The organism is Cryobacterium sp. TMT2-4 (assembly GCF_004402575.1).
GTDB lineage: Bacteria > Actinomycetota > Actinomycetes > Actinomycetales > Microbacteriaceae > Cryobacterium > Cryobacterium sandaracinum.
Window position 1 is genome coordinate 24,227 of record NZ_SOGE01000034.1, and the last position, 15,129, is coordinate 39,355.

Annotated in this window: 18 protein-coding genes and 1 pseudogene; 9 read left to right on the forward strand and 10 right to left on the reverse strand. The window is 67.7% G+C overall.

Features of this window, described 5'->3' with window-relative positions:
* Positions 1-60: 60 nt before the first annotated feature.
* Complete coding sequence (locus tag E3O54_RS11460) at positions 61-540, forward strand: Lrp/AsnC family transcriptional regulator (protein ID WP_104102139.1); 480 nt, start codon at positions 61-63, stop codon at positions 538-540.
* 103 nt (positions 541-643) lie between these two features.
* On the opposite strand, the gene E3O54_RS11465 is transcribed toward E3O54_RS11460, so the two are convergent.
* Both E3O54_RS11465 and E3O54_RS11470 read right to left on the reverse strand, forming a co-directional pair.
* Positions 644-847: a cold-shock protein gene (locus tag E3O54_RS11465; protein ID WP_035840308.1), complete on the reverse strand. Its 204-nt coding sequence runs from the start codon at positions 845-847 to the stop codon at positions 644-646.
* Between the two features lie 248 nt (positions 848-1,095).
* Complete coding sequence (locus E3O54_RS11470) at positions 1,096-1,932, reverse strand: DUF3097 domain-containing protein (RefSeq protein WP_104102232.1); 837 nt, start codon at positions 1,930-1,932, stop codon at positions 1,096-1,098.
* A gap of 129 nt (positions 1,933-2,061) precedes the next feature.
* Here E3O54_RS11470 and E3O54_RS11475 point away from each other — a divergent pair, with 129 nt between their 5' ends.
* From E3O54_RS11475 to E3O54_RS11480, 3 genes are all read left to right on the forward strand, one after another.
* Positions 2,062-2,775, forward strand: a complete 714-nt coding sequence (locus E3O54_RS11475) for an SOS response-associated peptidase (protein WP_134342869.1) — start codon at positions 2,062-2,064, stop codon at positions 2,773-2,775.
* 69 nt (positions 2,776-2,844) lie between these two features.
* Positions 2,845-3,009, forward strand: coding sequence for a hypothetical protein (locus tag E3O54_RS16385; RefSeq protein ID WP_158250294.1), 165 nt, complete (start codon positions 2,845-2,847; stop codon positions 3,007-3,009).
* A 26-nt stretch (positions 3,010-3,035) separates the two neighbouring features.
* Positions 3,036-3,341, forward strand: coding sequence for a hypothetical protein (locus E3O54_RS11480; RefSeq protein ID WP_134373686.1), 306 nt, complete (start codon positions 3,036-3,038; stop codon positions 3,339-3,341).
* 9 nt (positions 3,342-3,350) lie between these two features.
* Here E3O54_RS11480 and E3O54_RS11485 read toward each other — a convergent pair whose 3' ends face one another.
* The gene (locus E3O54_RS11485) at positions 3,351-3,998 is read right to left on the reverse strand and encodes a DUF1345 domain-containing protein (protein WP_241976878.1); all 648 of its coding nucleotides are present in this window, start codon (positions 3,996-3,998) and stop codon (positions 3,351-3,353) included.
* Between the two features lie 145 nt (positions 3,999-4,143).
* Between E3O54_RS11485 and E3O54_RS11490 the strand changes: the two genes are divergently transcribed.
* Complete coding sequence (locus E3O54_RS11490) at positions 4,144-5,079, forward strand: DnaJ domain-containing protein (RefSeq protein WP_134401630.1); 936 nt, start codon at positions 4,144-4,146, stop codon at positions 5,077-5,079.
* Here E3O54_RS11490 and E3O54_RS11495 read toward each other — a convergent pair.
* Together E3O54_RS11495 and E3O54_RS16390 are read right to left on the reverse strand one after the other, a co-directional pair.
* The gene (locus tag E3O54_RS11495) at positions 5,066-5,974 is read right to left on the reverse strand and encodes a hypothetical protein (protein WP_241976880.1); all 909 of its coding nucleotides are present in this window, start codon (positions 5,972-5,974) and stop codon (positions 5,066-5,068) included. The genes E3O54_RS11490 and E3O54_RS11495 overlap by 14 nt on opposite strands.
* A 19-nt stretch (positions 5,975-5,993) precedes the next feature.
* Positions 5,994-6,146 (reverse strand): hypothetical protein, encoded by a 153-nt coding sequence (locus tag E3O54_RS16390; protein WP_166805247.1) that lies wholly within the window; start codon positions 6,144-6,146, stop codon positions 5,994-5,996.
* Positions 6,147-6,271: 125 nt separating this feature from the next.
* Here E3O54_RS16390 and E3O54_RS11500 point away from each other — a divergent pair, with 125 nt between their 5' ends.
* Together E3O54_RS11500 and E3O54_RS11505 are read left to right on the forward strand one after the other, a co-directional pair.
* Positions 6,272-6,634 (forward strand): hypothetical protein, encoded by a 363-nt coding sequence (locus tag E3O54_RS11500; RefSeq protein WP_134401631.1) that lies wholly within the window; start codon positions 6,272-6,274, stop codon positions 6,632-6,634.
* 348 nt (positions 6,635-6,982) lie between these two features.
* On the forward strand, positions 6,983-9,211 hold the full coding sequence (locus E3O54_RS11505; protein WP_134401632.1) for an MMPL family transporter: 2,229 nt from the start codon (positions 6,983-6,985) through the stop codon (positions 9,209-9,211).
* An 8-nt stretch (positions 9,212-9,219) separates the two neighbouring features.
* Here E3O54_RS11505 and E3O54_RS11510 read toward each other — a convergent pair whose 3' ends face one another.
* From E3O54_RS11510 to E3O54_RS11530, 5 genes and pseudogenes are all read right to left on the reverse strand, one after another.
* Positions 9,220-10,362: an XdhC family protein gene (locus tag E3O54_RS11510; RefSeq protein WP_134401633.1), complete on the reverse strand. Its 1,143-nt coding sequence runs from the start codon at positions 10,360-10,362 to the stop codon at positions 9,220-9,222.
* A gap of 34 nt (positions 10,363-10,396) precedes the next feature.
* A complete protein-coding gene (locus E3O54_RS11515) occupies positions 10,397-11,137 on the reverse strand; it encodes an SRPBCC family protein (protein ID WP_134401634.1) in 741 nt (246 codons plus the stop codon).
* The gene (locus tag E3O54_RS11520) at positions 11,137-11,940 is read right to left on the reverse strand and encodes a VWA domain-containing protein (RefSeq protein WP_241976881.1); all 804 of its coding nucleotides are present in this window, start codon (positions 11,938-11,940) and stop codon (positions 11,137-11,139) included. Before E3O54_RS11520 ends, E3O54_RS11515 begins: the two co-directional genes overlap by 1 nt.
* A gap of 52 nt (positions 11,941-11,992) precedes the next feature.
* A pseudogene (locus E3O54_RS16965) lies at positions 11,993-12,100 on the reverse strand (xanthine dehydrogenase family protein subunit M); the annotation flags it as partial.
* Positions 12,101-12,349: 249 nt separating this feature from the next.
* Positions 12,350-13,036: a TetR/AcrR family transcriptional regulator gene (locus tag E3O54_RS11530; protein WP_134401635.1), complete on the reverse strand. Its 687-nt coding sequence runs from the start codon at positions 13,034-13,036 to the stop codon at positions 12,350-12,352.
* A gap of 74 nt (positions 13,037-13,110) precedes the next feature.
* On the opposite strand from E3O54_RS11530, the gene E3O54_RS11535 reads away from it, so the two are divergent.
* Both E3O54_RS11535 and E3O54_RS11540 read left to right on the forward strand, forming a co-directional pair.
* Entirely contained in the window at positions 13,111-14,103 is a 993-nt protein-coding gene (locus E3O54_RS11535) for a nitrilase-related carbon-nitrogen hydrolase (RefSeq protein ID WP_134401636.1), read from the forward strand.
* Positions 14,100-15,125, forward strand: coding sequence for an agmatine/peptidylarginine deiminase (locus tag E3O54_RS11540; RefSeq protein ID WP_104102107.1), 1,026 nt, complete (start codon positions 14,100-14,102; stop codon positions 15,123-15,125). Before E3O54_RS11535 ends, E3O54_RS11540 begins: the two co-directional genes overlap by 4 nt.
* Positions 15,126-15,129 lie beyond the last annotated feature (4 nt).

The following is a 15,129-nucleotide window of genomic DNA, read 5'->3' on the forward strand; positions in this document are numbered from 1 at the left end:
GACCCTTGCGAATCAGCGAAAGCTTTCGCATAAACTGCTCACGGAAGAAAGAGTAGGCCGATGGAACCGAAGAAAGCCGAAATCGACCGGGTCGACCGGGCGCTCCTGCGTGCGCTGTCCGTCAACGCCCGTGCCTCCGGTGCGGCGCTGGCCGCGGAGATCGGCGTCGCCGAGTCGACCGTGTCGCTACGCCTGCGCCGGCTGCAGCAGCTGGGGCACATCCGAGGCTATCGCGCGAATATCGACCTGGCCGCGCTGGGCGCGTCCCTGCAGGCGTTGATCTCGGTTCGTCTGGTCAAGCACGCCCGCGTGCAGATCGACGCGTTCCGGGCGGCGGCGCCGCACTGGCCCGGGGTGATCGGCCTGTTCCACACCGCCGGCGCCGACGACTATCTGCTGCACGTGGCCGCGGCGGACGCGTCGGACCTGCGTGACTTCGTCCTGCAGCATCTGGCGGAGCATCCGGCGGTTGCGCACACCGAGACTAACCTTATCTTCGAGTACGTCGACGGTGACGGCTGGCAGGACCTCGTCAAATAGTTCGCTTGACGCAGACAACGCCCCTGCCGAAGCAGGGGCGTTGTCGAAGCTCGTGAGCTATGCGACTCGGAAAGCCGCCTCGCTAGTTGAGCAGTTGCGAACTTTAGAGGGCGCGGATGTTCTCGGCCTGAGGACCCTTCGGGCCCTGGGTTACCTCGAACTCGACCTTCTGGTTCTCGTCGAGCGACTTGTAGCCGTTCGATGCGATCGCGGAGTAGTGCGCGAACACGTCGGCGCTTCCGTCGTCGGGAGCGATGAAGCCGAAGCCCTTTTCAGCGTTGAACCATTTCACGGTACCTGTTGCCATTATGAAACTCCTCCAGGAGTGTTAGAAAGGCCCCGACTTTCGAGGCCGTTCGTCGCGGTATTCGTCGTCCGCTTCCGAAAGGAATACGCCGCGGCGACCGAGGTCACCGCGTTATAAGACGTGCAAGCACTACAACTACTGAGTCAACCCTAGCCCACATCGCCGCGGTGCATCCAGATTCCGTGCCAATTCGGTTCCAAAGCGTTACGTTGATTGCAGGTTATGACCCGATCAGGGCGCACCCTGCACTACTCGGTGGTGACGAAGTCGATCAGCTGCTCCACCCGGCCCAGCAGTTGCGGCTCCAGATCGGCGAATGTGCGCACCCGACCCAGGATCCGCTGCCAGGCCCGGGCGATATCGGCCTGGTCCTCGTGGGGCCAGCCGAGGGCCTCGCAGATCCCGTGCTTCCATTCGATGCTGCGCGGAATCGCGGGCCACGTCGTGATTCCCAGGCGGTTCGGCTTCACGGACTGCCATACGTCGATATATGGATGCCCGACCACGAGCACATTCCGGCCGTGCGGTCCGCGCGCCACGGCGTCGGCGATCCGGCTTTCCTTCGATCCGGGCACCAGGTGGTCGACCAGCACCCCGACCCGCCGGGTGGGTCCCGGGCGGAACTCCTGCAGGAGCTCCTCGAGGTTGTCGACGCCCTCAATGTACTCGACGACGACCCCCTCGATCCGTAGATCGGCTCCCCAGACCTTCTCCACAAGCTCGGCGTCGTGCCGGCCCTCGACGAAGATGCGGCTGGCTCGGGCCACCCGCGCCGGGGCATCCCGCACGGCCATCGATCCCGAGGCGGTGCGGGCGCGGCCCTGCGGCGCCGCCCTGACCGGGACGACGAGCACCACCGGCTCGCCGTCAATCAAGAATCCGCCGCCGAGCGGAAACAGGCGCAGTTGACCGTGGCGGTCCTCCAGGGTGACGATCTTCTTCTCGATCCGCACCACGGCACCGCAAAAACCGGTCGCGACCTCTTCGACGACCAGATCGGGCATGGCTTCCTGCGTCGGAATGACCTTCCGGCCAGCGTCCCGCCAGCCGGGGGAAAGTACATCCGCACTGTACCGATCCTGCATGTTCCGCTCGTCCATTGACGGTCTTCCTCGCTCCTGCGCCTCGCCGACACCGGAATCGACGCTAGCGGATGGCCGGCACGGTCTGCGCTCTCAGGCCGGGGTGTCGGCGTCCGGTAGTAACCTGTCTCCATGTGCGGTCGATTCATCATCACGGACACGGCGTCCGATCTCGCCGCGATGTTCGACGTCGAGCACGAGGGCGAGAACCTGCCGGAACCGTCGTGGAACATCAAACCCACCGAAAAGATCCCGATCGTGCTCGAGTCAGCCAAGGCCGGGCCGGTTGTGCGCCGGCTCGAGGGCGCGCGCTGGTCCCTGGTCCCCTCATTCGCGACCGAGCTGCAGTCGTCCTTCGCCACCTTCAACGCCCGTGCCGAAACGGCGGCGGAGAAGCCCACCTTCAAGAGTTCGGTCGCCTCCCGGCGCGCGCTGGTCCCGGCCACGGGCTACTACGAGTGGCACACGGACGGCACCGTGAAGACTCCGTACTTCATCCACTCAGACGACGGTCTTCCACTGGCCTTCGCCGGCCTCTATTCCTGGTGGCGCAATCCGGCCCTGGCCGACGACGACCCGGCCCGGTGGGTACTGTCCGCGACGATTCTCACCCAGGACGCCGAGGGTCCCCTGGCCGCCCTCCACGACCGGATGCCCGTGATCCTGGCGGAAGAATGGTGGGACCAGTGGCTCGACCCCCATACTCCGGGTGACCAGGCCCTGGTCGACGCCGCGGTGGCCGCCGCCCGGGAGACCGTCGAGAGCCTGAGCTATCACGAGGTCGCCCCGGTGCGCGGTGACGGTCCGGAACTCATCGAGCCCGTCGGGGCGCCGTCGACGGTCTGACGCTCGACCGGGTACGCTCGACTCATCGGCCCGGCGTGCAGTGCGGGCATCGCTCGAAAGGATCGCACCATGAACGCCGTCGCCTTCACCGTCGCAATGGCCATCTTCGTCTTCGGTCTCTGGCTGTTCGGGTTCGCGTTCGAGGTGACGGCCTGGCAGTTGCCGATCTTCCTCAGCGGCATCCTCTGCGTTTCCCTGGCCGTGGCCATCCCGGTGCAGATCCTCCGCGACTAGGTCGCAGCCCCCGGTACCATGTCGGCTTGATCGCGGCGGCCCTCCGGCCCCGAAGTGTCGGCGGATCCGTTCTCGCGCTCGAACGAGGGTTCGCGCTCGAAGACGCCGCGGGAACGGTCACCAAGCTGGACGTGCTCTCGAATGTTCCCGGCCTGGGGATGAACGAGGGCGGTTGCGACTCGGATGGCCGGTTCCCTGGCCTATTTCCCTGTGCCGGCTTTCCGGCCGCGGCCGGCTACCCCGACGGGCTGACCGTGGACGGCGACGCTGGCGTGTGGGTGGTCGTCTTCGGCGGGAGCACTGTGCGCCCGGTCCGGGAGTTTGCCGACTGACGGGCCTCGTCAGCGCAACAGGCCGGCCACCAGGTTGATCAGGGTAGCCAAGATGAACGAGCCGAACAGATACGAGAGCAGACTGTGGCGCAACGCCGTCATCCGAATTGCGTGCGTTTGCAGACTGGTGTCTGACACTTGGAAAGTCATCCCGATTGTGAAGGCCAGGTAGGCGAAATCCCCGTAACTCGGTGGCACCGCCTGGTTGAAATCCACCCCGCCGTCGGGCCCGGAGTAGTAGAGCGAGGCATAGCGGAGCGTGAACAGGGTGTGCACCAGAATCCAGGAGAGTCCGACGCTGAGCACCGCCGCCGCCGCCAGGATTCCCCGTGCGGTGACCGAGCTGGTGTCGGTCCCCACCAGCAGGAACACCAGAGCGCCGAGGCTGCCGAGGCTGCTGAGAAGAATCAGGATGTCGGCGGCACCTCGGGACGAATCCTCCCGGGTGGCATGGCTGGCCGTGTTCTGGTTGTCCATGGGGCCGATGGTGATCCACACCCAGGTGACATACGTCACGCAGGCGGCCGCCCAGCCCGCGATCGGAGCCAGGGTCCAGCTCCCGCACACCCCGGCCAGAACAGCGACGACGACACCCACCGCGAACATGCCGATAAGTCGGGTACTCGAGCGGTGGAGGCGTTGGCCGTGCGTCGTCATATGCTGATCGTGCCATTAAATCGGGTCTCTGCGGGCCGAGGCCCGGGGCGCATCCGGTGTTATGCCAGCCAGGGTCGGTAGTGTGAGGGAACGATTGGCTGGCTGTTCCATTGCCGGCCGCACTAACGCTGAAAGAGAACGCTGGATGTCAGATAGCCCGACCGCGGCGTCGCCCTACGAGGTACTCGGCGTCAGCCCGTCGGCAAGTGACGACGAACTTCGTCGTGCCTACCGTCGCCTGCTGCGCCACACGCATCCGGACGTCGGCGGAGACGCCGCCGCCTTCCACCTCGTTCAGATCGCGTGGGAGCGGGTGGGAACCCCGGAGGGGCGCGCCGACTATGACCGCCGCCGGTACCCGTACGCGTTCCCCGAGCCGGAGCGCCCCGCCTACGCCTCCGGAGCCGGCCGTGGGCAGGCCACGCAGGCTGGGCCGCGCGCGCGCATGTACGGCCATCCGGGTGGGGAGGCGCGCCAGCGTTACCTCGAACTGCTTCGGGAATGGGCCGGGCGCGGAACCTCTATCGATGACCCGTATGCCCCGACGCTGATCCGTTCGGCGCCGCGGGAGATCCGGCATTGGCTGGCGAAGGCTCTGGCCGAGGAATCAACGGCGCAACTCGTCTCCGCCCTCGGGATCGGCTTCACGGCCTGGCATGATGTGTCTGCCGGCATGCAGGGCGGCAAGGTCGATCACGTCGTGCTCGGCCCGGCGGGACTGTTCGCGGTCCTGTCCGAGGACTGGGGCGGGCCGGTGCAGCTTCGGCGCGGGGAGCTCGTCGGTGACGCCCTCGGCCCCGATGTTCGTCCGATCGAAGACGTCGAGGGTGTCGTGCGGGCTCTGGCGAAGTCGCTGCGGGTGAGGTTCACCGCTGTGCTGGTCGTGCTGCCCGACGAGGCCCTGACTGACCCTTTGACGGTCCCCGGACGTGGCCGGCGCCCGACCGTGATCACGCTGCCGAGGTCACGGCTGATCGGGGTGCTGCGCAGCGGGCTGCCCGGAATGGACCGCGGCAGCTTCGAGAAGGTGTTCGAGTTGCGGAGCCGCCTGCAGGACGGCATCCGCTTCAGTTCGGAGTAGCCGCTTCGCGCAGGCCCAGCTTGTCGGCCCAGTACCGGAGGAATTCTGCGCCGGCCGCGTCGTGGATCAGGGACCCCTCTACGATCACGGGGTAGGGGCGCTCGAGGATACCGTCGGACGGCCGCACATCCACATGCGAGACGTCATAGCCGGCGGCATGCAGGTGGTCGGCCATCAGGTAGTCGCTGCGCGAGTCGCCGACCGAGCGCCAGACCCGGGGGAGTGTTCCCGATTCGGAGAAAAAGGCCAGCGCCCGCTCCGCGCCGCGGTCCTTGTCCAGGGTGACCGACTCGATGTCGGTCGAGATGATCGTCGGGTCGATCCGGAATCCCACGGTGCCGGCCTGGTCCGGAACGACTCGATCACCGAAACGGATGCCCAGCCCGAGTTCAACCATCACCCCGAATGCGGCCTCGTTGAACTCCACCGCGGCGGCCTGGTACCGGCCGTGGTCGGCATCCGTGCGCTGCTCGACCGAGACCATGGCCTGCTTGGTCTCGTCGAAGAACATCGTGTCGCTGAACCCGTCGACGACGAGGTTGCGCAGCATATCCACGGCGGCGGTCGGCAGGGCCACGCTGTCATCGACGACGATCTCGCCCATCCCCGCGGCAGTGATCGGGAACCAGACGGCTCCCTTCTCGCAGACCCCGTACATGCGCATCGACTCGGGCAGTCCGGCTGCGCGGAGGGGCGCGACAACCTTCTCGCGGATGAATGTCGACGACCGCCCGGTGATGAATGCGATCGGAACGTTGGCTCCGGCCAGGCTGATCAGATCCGTGATGATGCTCGGTATGGCGATGGTCCGGGACACCGGACTGGCGATCGGCCCGTCCACGTCGAGCAGCAGGCCGAGGGGGGAGACGATATCGCGCATACCCCAGTGTTTCATGGGCGGCCCCTTCGACCGGTCAGCGGGCTTCGACCGTCACCTTCCCGTTGGCGGTCGCCGCGGTGATGGAGCGGCGGGAAGAGGAGTCGCTCGGGACCGACCCGCTGTCACTCTCGCCGTTGGTCGCGCGGGCGTCCACCCGGTAGGTCACCCCGTCCGCCGGCAGCCCCACCGTGATCGCACCGTTGGTGCTCCGGGCCTCGGCCGACGTCGACGGGTCGAGAAAGTCGAGTTTGACGCAGGGAGTGCCGTAGCCGACGAGGCTACCCGGCCCGGGAACGCCTATCCTTGGTCAAGATGATTACCCGACGAATCGCCGCCCTGCGCCTGGATATCCCGATCGAAATGGCGCAGCGCCACGAACTGCCCTCCCGGATGTCGGAGGCTGAACTGGCCGAGATCGAGCGCAACCCGCCGGCGTGGCTCGTGCAGTCTCGGGCCAACCGCACCGGCAAGAAGCCGGTCTGGGTGGAACTACGTTGTGATGTCTGCGGGTTCTCCGAAGCCGCGCGTCCCAAGAAGTGGTGGCCCGCCTTCACCTATCTGACCTGTGACTACCACGGATCCGAGGAACTCCCAGATGCCGCCGCCGGCCTCAGTCGCACCGAGGTCGACGGCATCGGCAACGCATTCATCGGCATCGTCGACGAGGCATCGTAGGTGAGTGTGAGTCCTGGTCGTCTCCGGTCTCGAACCAATTCGACGGAGATTTTAGGTCAAACTCCCGTTTTTTAGCCCACGGGCGCTGTTTAGAGCAGAATCTCCGTCGAATTCGTTCGGGATGAAGTTGTCGCAGAGCCCCGGACTCGACCGACAAGGATCTTGCGGCGCACGTTCGTCCCAAGTGGCAGCGATCAGGCCAACCCGGACTATACCCCCATAGGTATACGGGGCATAACTCCGAGCGTACACCTCCCGCGGTGTGTCCCGGCACCCGACAGGTGTCGGTCCGTCGGCGCCGGGTGGAGTAATTTGGCGGTAGCCGCCTGAGACCGGAGGACTTCTGCCATGCTGCGCACACTGGGCATTTTGATCGCCCGTCACCGGTTCACCTCTCTGCTGCTCTGGGCGCTCACGATCGCCGCGTGCGTGGCGACGGCACTGATCGGGGTGACGGGGGAGAACCTTTTCCAGCGGCTCTCCAGCGCCGGACCCACCGTTGAAGGCGAGGCCAGCCAGGCAGCCAATCTGCTGCAGGGCACCGAGGGCGCAGACACGGAATCTCTCTCTCTGCTGATCCACGACGTCGACCTGTCCGCCCCGGACCTGGGCCTGATCCTCACCGCGGCCACGACCGACCTGTTGGAAGTCGACGGGGTATCAGAGGTCATCAACCCGCTCGCCATCCCACCGCTCCCTGACGGCTCGCCGAACCCGGCTGCGATGCCTCTCCTGGTGCCCGACGGCACCGGACTGTTGCTGAACGCCCAGATGGTGGCACCAGACGGTGACCTCAGTGATGACCTGCTGGGCGAGGTGGAAGAACGGCTCGGCGTGGCGGCCGACGAGGTCCGGCAGCTTGAGCCGGACGCCACCGTGGAAGTCGGCGGAACCCCGCTCCTGGTGGAATCCCTGGTGGCGGTCGCCGAGGCCGACCTGCAGAAGGGCGAGCTGATCGCGTTGCCGATCGCCCTCCTTGTGATGCTGGTCATCTTCGGCGGATTCCTGGCGGCCGGCATCCCGCTGATCGGGGCGTTGGCGTCGATCGCCGGCGCTCTCGGGGCCCTCTTCGGCTTCAGCTACCTGATGGAAATCGACACCACGGTGCTCAACGTCATCACCGTGATCGGGCTGGGGCTCTCCATCGACTACGGGCTCCTGATCGTCAGCCGGTTCCGCGAGGAGTTCCGGGCACTCGTGGAGCGGGCCGGCGACAGCGAAACGCGTACGGAACGTCACGAGCTGATGCTGCAGGCGGTGGGCATCACGGCGGACACGGCCGGCCGCACGGTGCTCTACTCCGGTCTGACCTTCGCCATCGCCACGGTGGGCCTGCTGGTCTTCGAACCGACGATCATCCGTGCCATCGCCATCGGCGCGGTCTCCGTGGTGCTGATCGCCATCCTGACGGCGCTCGTTCTTGTGCCGGCTCTGCTCGGGTACTTCGGCGAACGGCTGCTGAAGCCGGGCCTGCTGACCCGCATCCCCGGCCTCGGTCCCCTCCTGACCCGTTTCGGCGACGTCGCCCCCCGGGAGGGCGTCTTCTCCCGGCTGACTCGCCGCGTGCAACGGGCGCCCGTGCTCGTGGCGCTCGGGGGCATCGCCGTGCTCCTCCTGCTCGGCAGCCCCGCGCTAAACATCAACGTGTCCAGCGGCGGCGCCGACGCCATCCCGAAGGCCTCGACCCAGTACGGGTTCGTCACGGCGCTGAACGACCACTTCCCCCTCGCCACGGCCCCGCTGGTGCAGCTCGTCTCGGACACCGATGAGGCGTCCGCCGCGGCCTGGGCCGAGGAGGTGGCGACGCTGCCGAACGTCACCGGCACGACACCACCGGCCCTGGTGAACGGGCATTGGGTGTCGCGCGTCGGCGTCGACCAGAACGCGGGCCCGGCCGTTGTGCGGGAGATCCGGGACTACCGGCCCGACTTCGACCACTGGGTCGGCGGCACGGATGCCGCGTCGGTCGACTATGTCGACTCATTGGTCGCCGGCGCGCCCTGGGCTGCCCTGATCATCGCCGGGGCCACGTTCCTGCTGCTCTTCCTGATGACCGGTTCCGTGGTCATCCCGCTCACCGCCCTCGTGATCAGCGTCATCTCGCTCGGCGCCTCCGTGGGCATCCTGGTCTGGGGTTTCCAGGAGGGAAATCTCGCAGGCCTGCTCGATTTCGATGCCGATACGATCGCCGGGGTGGACCCTCTGGTTCTGACCCTCGTGCTCACCTTCGGCTTCGGCCTGGCCATGGACTACGAGATGTTCCTGCTCGCCCGGATCAAGGAGCACTACGAGGCGGGTGAGGCCACGCGGCTCGCTATCGAGACGGGTCTGCAGAGCTCGGGCCGGATCATCTCCTCCGCGGCCCTGATCATCGTGATCGTGTTCGCCGGGTTCGCGACCGGCAATCTGCTGCAGATGAAACAGATCGGCGTCGCCCTCGCCGTGGCCGTGCTGCTGGACGCGACCCTCGTGCGCACCATCGTGGTTCCCGCTGTGATGACCTCGCTCGAGAAGGGCCTCTGGTGGGCGCCGAGGTGGTTGCATCCGATCTACGCCCGCTTCGGGATGCGGGAGTAGGGCGGCGGCTACACCGAGGTCGGCTCGTCCAGGTCGTCGTGGTGGATCCGGTCGGCCAGGCTGCCCAACGGCTCTCCGGTGCCGCCCCACTGCTCGGCGATGATCTCCGCGGCGATGGACACGGCCGTCTCTTCCGGGGTTCGGGAGCCGAGATCCAGCCCGATGGGGCTGTGCAACCTTGCCAGCTCCGCCTCGCCCACACCTGCCTCGCGGAGCCGGGTCAGTCGGTCCTCGTGAGTGCGCCGAGACCCCATCGCACCGATGTAGGCGAATGGGCCGCGGGTCAGGGCCACCTTGAGGAGCGGCACGTCGAATTTCGGGTCGTGGGTGAGCACGCAGACGACGGTGCGCTCATCCACGAGCCCGGCCGCGACCTGCTCGGCCAGGTAGCGGTGCGGCCAGCCGACGATGACCTCGTCGGCCTCCGGGAACCGGGCCGCCGTGGCGAAGACCTCGCGGGCATCGCAGACGGTGACACGGTAGCCGAGGAAGGAAGCCAGCCGGGCCAGGGCGGCCGCGAAATCGATGGCGCCGAACACCAGCATCCGTGGGCGCGGGGCGTAGCTGTTGACGAAGACCCGCATGCCCTCACCGCGTCGTTCACCGTCGGGACCGTAGGTGAGGGTGCGGTTGCGTCCGGCGGCCAGCAGCCCGCGAGCATCGTCGCCGATGGCCCGGTTCGCCCGTTCGGAGCCCAGATCGCCGTCGAAGCCGTGCGGCCGGATGATCAGGTGTCGGCCTAGACGGCTGGGATCGGGGTGCGCGATCACGGTCGCGACCCCTACCGGGGCCGATCCGGTGATGTCCTGCTCCACAGCGGCCAGCTCCGGGAAGCTCACCTGGCTGACTGGCTCGACGAAGACGTCGAGGATGCCGCCGCAAGTCAGACCAACGGAGAAGGCGTCGTCGTCGCTGATGCCGTAGCGCACCAGCACCGGCCGCCCATCCTCGATCACCTGGGTCGCGAGGTCGTAGACGGCACTTTCGACACAGCCGCCGGAGACCGAGCCGACCACCTCCCCGTCGGCGGTGACCAGCATCGACGCGCCGGCCGGCCGGGGGGCGGACTGGAAGGTGCGCACGACGGTGGCCAGGCCGGCAATGCCGCCGGCCTGCCATCCCGTCAGCAGCGGGTTCAGAACCTCACGCACAGGTGGTGACCCTTCCGGTTTCGCTCATCCGGGTCTACCGACCGCCGGCGCGGCGGCCGATCCAATAGGCGACAAACGCCACCGCTGCGATCACGCCGAGTAGCCTGGGCAGGCTGCTGAGCTGATCCATCACGATGCCCTTGGCCAGATCGAGGGCGTTCAGGCTGGTCTCGGCGGGCGGCTGCGGCGCCCGGGAGGTAGGCGCCGTCGTGATGAGGGGCCGGGCCGGCGGTGCGGCGGGCGGAGCCGTCGCGGTTCCCGTCCCACTGACCGTCTCGGCGGTCTTCCTGGTCGTGGCCCCGGCAGCAGGCACCGCCGGTTCCGGAGCCGGACCCGTGACCATGGCCTGCAGGTTCTCGGCGAAGAGGGCCATCATCTGGTCCGTGACGCTGCCGATGATGCTGCGCCCCATCGCGGCCACCTTGCCGGAAAGCGCCACCTCGGCACTGACCGTGCCCTGGGTCTCGCCCTCCGCCTCGACGAGGGTGAGGGTGGCCGTAGCCTGCGCCGTGCCCTGACCGCGGGTCTCCTGAGCGCGCCCCTCGAACACGGCGCGGTGCGCGGTCGCATCGCGTTCGAGAACGGTCATCTGACCTCTGTACTGAATGGTCACCGGACCCAGTTTCACTTTCATTCCGACCTGATAGGCGTCATCCGAAAGCTTGTTCAGCACCTGTGCCCCCGGAACGTAGCCGGCGACACGTTCGAAGTCCATCAGAGTCTTCCACACCTCGTCGATCGGTGCGACGACGGAGAACGTGCTGTTGATGTCCATCAACGGGTCCTCGTATTCTCGTGTGGGTACGAACGGTCGGCGCGAATCGCCGCCGCCACTTCTGCCAGGGCCGCATAGCTGTGCCCGCTGACGAACGCGTCGACAAAGGGCAACGCGGCCGCCATGCCGCCCACCACCGGCTGGTAGTGCAAAGCGATCTTCCTGGGGTTGACCCAGATGATGCGGTAGGCCAGGCGCCGCAGGCGGGCCATCTGGGTGTGCACCGATTCCGGGTCGTCCAGCGCCCACCCATCCGAGATGATCACGACGACGGCCCCGCGGGCGAGGCCACGTCGACCCCAGGCATTCGTGAAATGGCGGATGCTTTTTGCCAGCCTGGTGCCGCCTGCCCAGTCCTGGGTGCTGGCGGCAGCCCGTGCCAGAGCCTGGTCCGGGTCGCGCACCGCGAGCTGACGGGTCAGCCGGGTTAATCCGGTCGAGAAGATGAAGGCTTCGGCCTCGGCCTCCGCGATTGCACCCTGCAGGAGCGACAGGAAAACCCGCGTGTACGGCTCCATCGACCCGGACACATCGCACAGCAGGATCAAACGGCGCAGTCGCGTGCGCCGGCGCCGGTAGACCAGGCGCACCGGTTCCCCGCCGCTGTGCTGCGCCGCCCTGACCGTGCGGCGCAGGTCCAGCCTCGGGGCGCTCCGGGAGCTCTTCCGGGTGCGGCTGTTGACGCGTTCCGGCGTGGCGAGGGCGATCCGGCGCACCAGGCGACGCATCTGGGCGACCTCGTCCGGAGCCAGGACCGGCGGCTGGGGCAGCGGCGCCTGGTCCGCCGCGATCGCGCAGCACAAAGTCCAGTTCGAAGAGCTTGTTGATGTCGATCAGCCACTCGGGTCTGGCCAGACGGAGCTTCATCATCGGCTGAAGACTCTGCCCGCCCGCGATGACCCGGGACTCCGGACCATGGCGCTCGAGTCGGGTGATCGCATCGTCGACCGTGCTGGTGCGCACATAGTCGAGGGAAGCTGGAATCGTGTCACGTAGTGCTCCGGGGCCGCCGGGTTGTCAAGGCGAATCGGGACGGCTCCGGGCCGCCGGGGAGTCGGCCGCCGGGAGCGACCGTCCCGCAGCGGAGAACGTCGAGGGTTGAGTGACGGCTCCGCAACGGGAAAGGCCCCGGCGACGAATCGCCGGGGCCTCATGCACTGTCTCAACCAGCGCTCGTCCGTTCACAGCAGAACCATGACCGGAAGTATGCGCTTAGCATACAGGCACGGTGATCGGTGCCGGGGGATGGTCAGGTTCGGGTCGGCGGCCGGAGTCGTCCCCGGGCCCGAGGGCCCCGGAGCGCAGCCCCAGCTCGTGTTCGGCGACGGTGCGCACGAGACCGCGCAGCCGCTGTGCATGGCCGTAGCGCACGATGGCGTGCGCGTTCAGCCCGTCGATGATCGCCAAAAGCTGCCAGGCGACGGCGTCCGGGTCGATCGCCCGGAATTCGCCGCGCGCGCAGCCGGTGTTCAGCAGGACGGCCAGGAACGCCTGCCAGGCGTCCATCTGAACGCCCACCTCCACGGCGAGCGCAGGGTGGCGTCGGCCGAGGCTCCAGGCGTCGAGCCAGACCGCGGTCACGGTGCTGCGTTCGGGTCCGAGCAGAGTGTCGATCAGCGTCTGCAGGGCCGCCACGGCTGTCTCGCAGAGCGCTAGCTCCTCCGCCACCTCGCCGATCTCGGCGGCCACGATCGCCCCGAAAGTGGAAGCCACCAGGGAGTCCATGCTCGGTTGGTAGTGACTGACCAGGGCCGGGGTCACCCCGATCCGGGAGGCGACCGCACGCAGTGTGAGGGCCGACAAGCCCTCGTCAAGGGCGATCTCCCGGGCGGCGCGGGCGATTTCCGCCGCCCGCTCGATCGGTGCTTTGCGCCGCGATGCGCTCGGATCGGTTGACATGAAACCTGAGTCTATATATCTTTAGCCAACGGTTATTGATCAAGTGATCAATTATTCCGCAGGGAGGTCTCGTCATGCTCGTGATCAACGCGCCCGGCATTGCCGAACCGCTGACCCGCACGTCGGGCGAGGCCCGGCCGCCGCTCCGGGTCGGGCTCGTGCAGCACCGCTGGCACGTCGACGAAAACGCGCTGCGCGCGGAGCTGGCCGAGGGCATCCGTCTGGCCTCCGACCAGGGTGCCCGCGTCGCCTTCCTGCCCGAGCTGACGCTGCGCAAATACCCCGGCAACGCACGGGCACAGGGTGTGCCGAAGCTGACGGCCGAGGACCTGCTGACCGGACCGACCTTCACCTTCGCGGCTGAGCAGGCCAAATTGCACGGCGTCGTCGTGCACGCCTCCCTCTACGAGAGACCGGACGCAGAGGATGCACCGGAGGACCCGCGTGGTTACAACACGGCCATCCTGGTCTCGCCGACCGGTCGGCTGCTCGGCCGCACGCGCAAACTGCACATCCCGGTCACCGAGGGCTACTACGAGGACACCTGGTTCCGACCGGGCCCAGCCGAGGACGCGTATCCCGTCTATGCGCCGGAGGAACTGGGCGGTGCCCGGATCGGGCTGCCCACCTGCTGGGACGAATGGTTCCCCGAGGTGTCGCGGCTGTACGGCCTCGGCGGCGCCCAGCTGCTGGTCTACCCCACGGCGATCGGCTCGGAGCCCGGCTTCCCGACGTTCGACACCCAACCGCTCTGGCGGCAGGTGATCGTGGCCAACGGGATCACCAGCGGCCTCTTCATGGTGGTGCCCAATCGTCACGGCGACGAGGGCGACCTGACCTTTTACGGCTCCTCTTTCATCTCTGACCCCTACGGTCGTGTGCTCGTGCAGGCTCCCCGTGACGAGTCCGCGGTGCTGGTCGCCGACCTCGACCTGGCACAACGGGAGGAGTGGCTCAAGCTGTTTCCCTTCCTGGCCACCCGACGGCCGGACAGCTATGCGGGGCTGACCACGCCGGTCGACCCGGCTCATCCGTTCGGTGCGATGGTGACGTCGGGGGAGTCGTGACCTGGCTGATGCCGGCGGAGACCGCGCCGCAGGACCGGGTCTGGATGGCATTCCCGGTGGACGGCTACACGCTCGGCACGGATGCGTATTCCGCCGACGAGGCGCGCGGCACCTGGACCGCGGTTGCCCACGCGGTCCTCGAATTCGAACCCGTCACCATGGTCGTCGACCCGGCCGAGGTGGCGACCGCTCGGCGGTACCTCTCCGCGGAGATCGAAATCATCGAGGCACCACTTGACGACGCCTGGATGCGCGACATCGGCCCGTCCTTCGTGCTGGGTGATGACGGGCAGCTGGGGGCGGTGGACTGGGCATTCAACGGTTGGGGTGCCCAGGATTGGGCGCGCTGGGGCAAAGACATGGAGGTAGGCAGGCTCGTCACCGCCGCCTCTGGCGCGAGTGCGATCTCCTCGGTGCTCGTGAACGAGGGCGGTGGCATTCACGTCGACGGCGCGGGAACGGTGCTGGCCACGCAGACCGTTCAACTGGATCCGGGCCGGAACCCCTACGTCGACCGGGCGAGGATCGAGGCCGAGTTCGCCCGTACCCTCGGCGCCACCCGCCTGGTCTGGCTGCCGCGCGGCCTGAGCCGGGACCAGCAGCGCTACGGAACCCGCGGCCATGTCGATATGGTGGCCGCCCTCCCGTCGCCCGGAACGGTGTTGATACACGCGCAGAACGACCCGGCCCACCCGGACTATGCCGTGACCAGGCAGCTCCGCGCCGTTCTCGCCGAGGAGACGGATGCGGCGGGCCGGCCGTTCACCATCGTCGACCTGCCGGCACCGGCCGCACTCACGGACGAGGACGGCTTCGTGGACTACAACTACGTCAACCACCTCGTCGTCAACGGCGGCGTGATCGCCTGCGGCTTCGGCGAGGAACGGGCCGACCAGGTCGCCCGGGAGATCCTGGCCGCGGCGTATCCGGGCCGAACGGTCGTGTCGGTCGAGGCGCGGCCGTTGTTCGCGCGCGGCGGCGGCATCCACTGCATCACCCAGCAGCAGCCATCGGCCGGGTAGTACG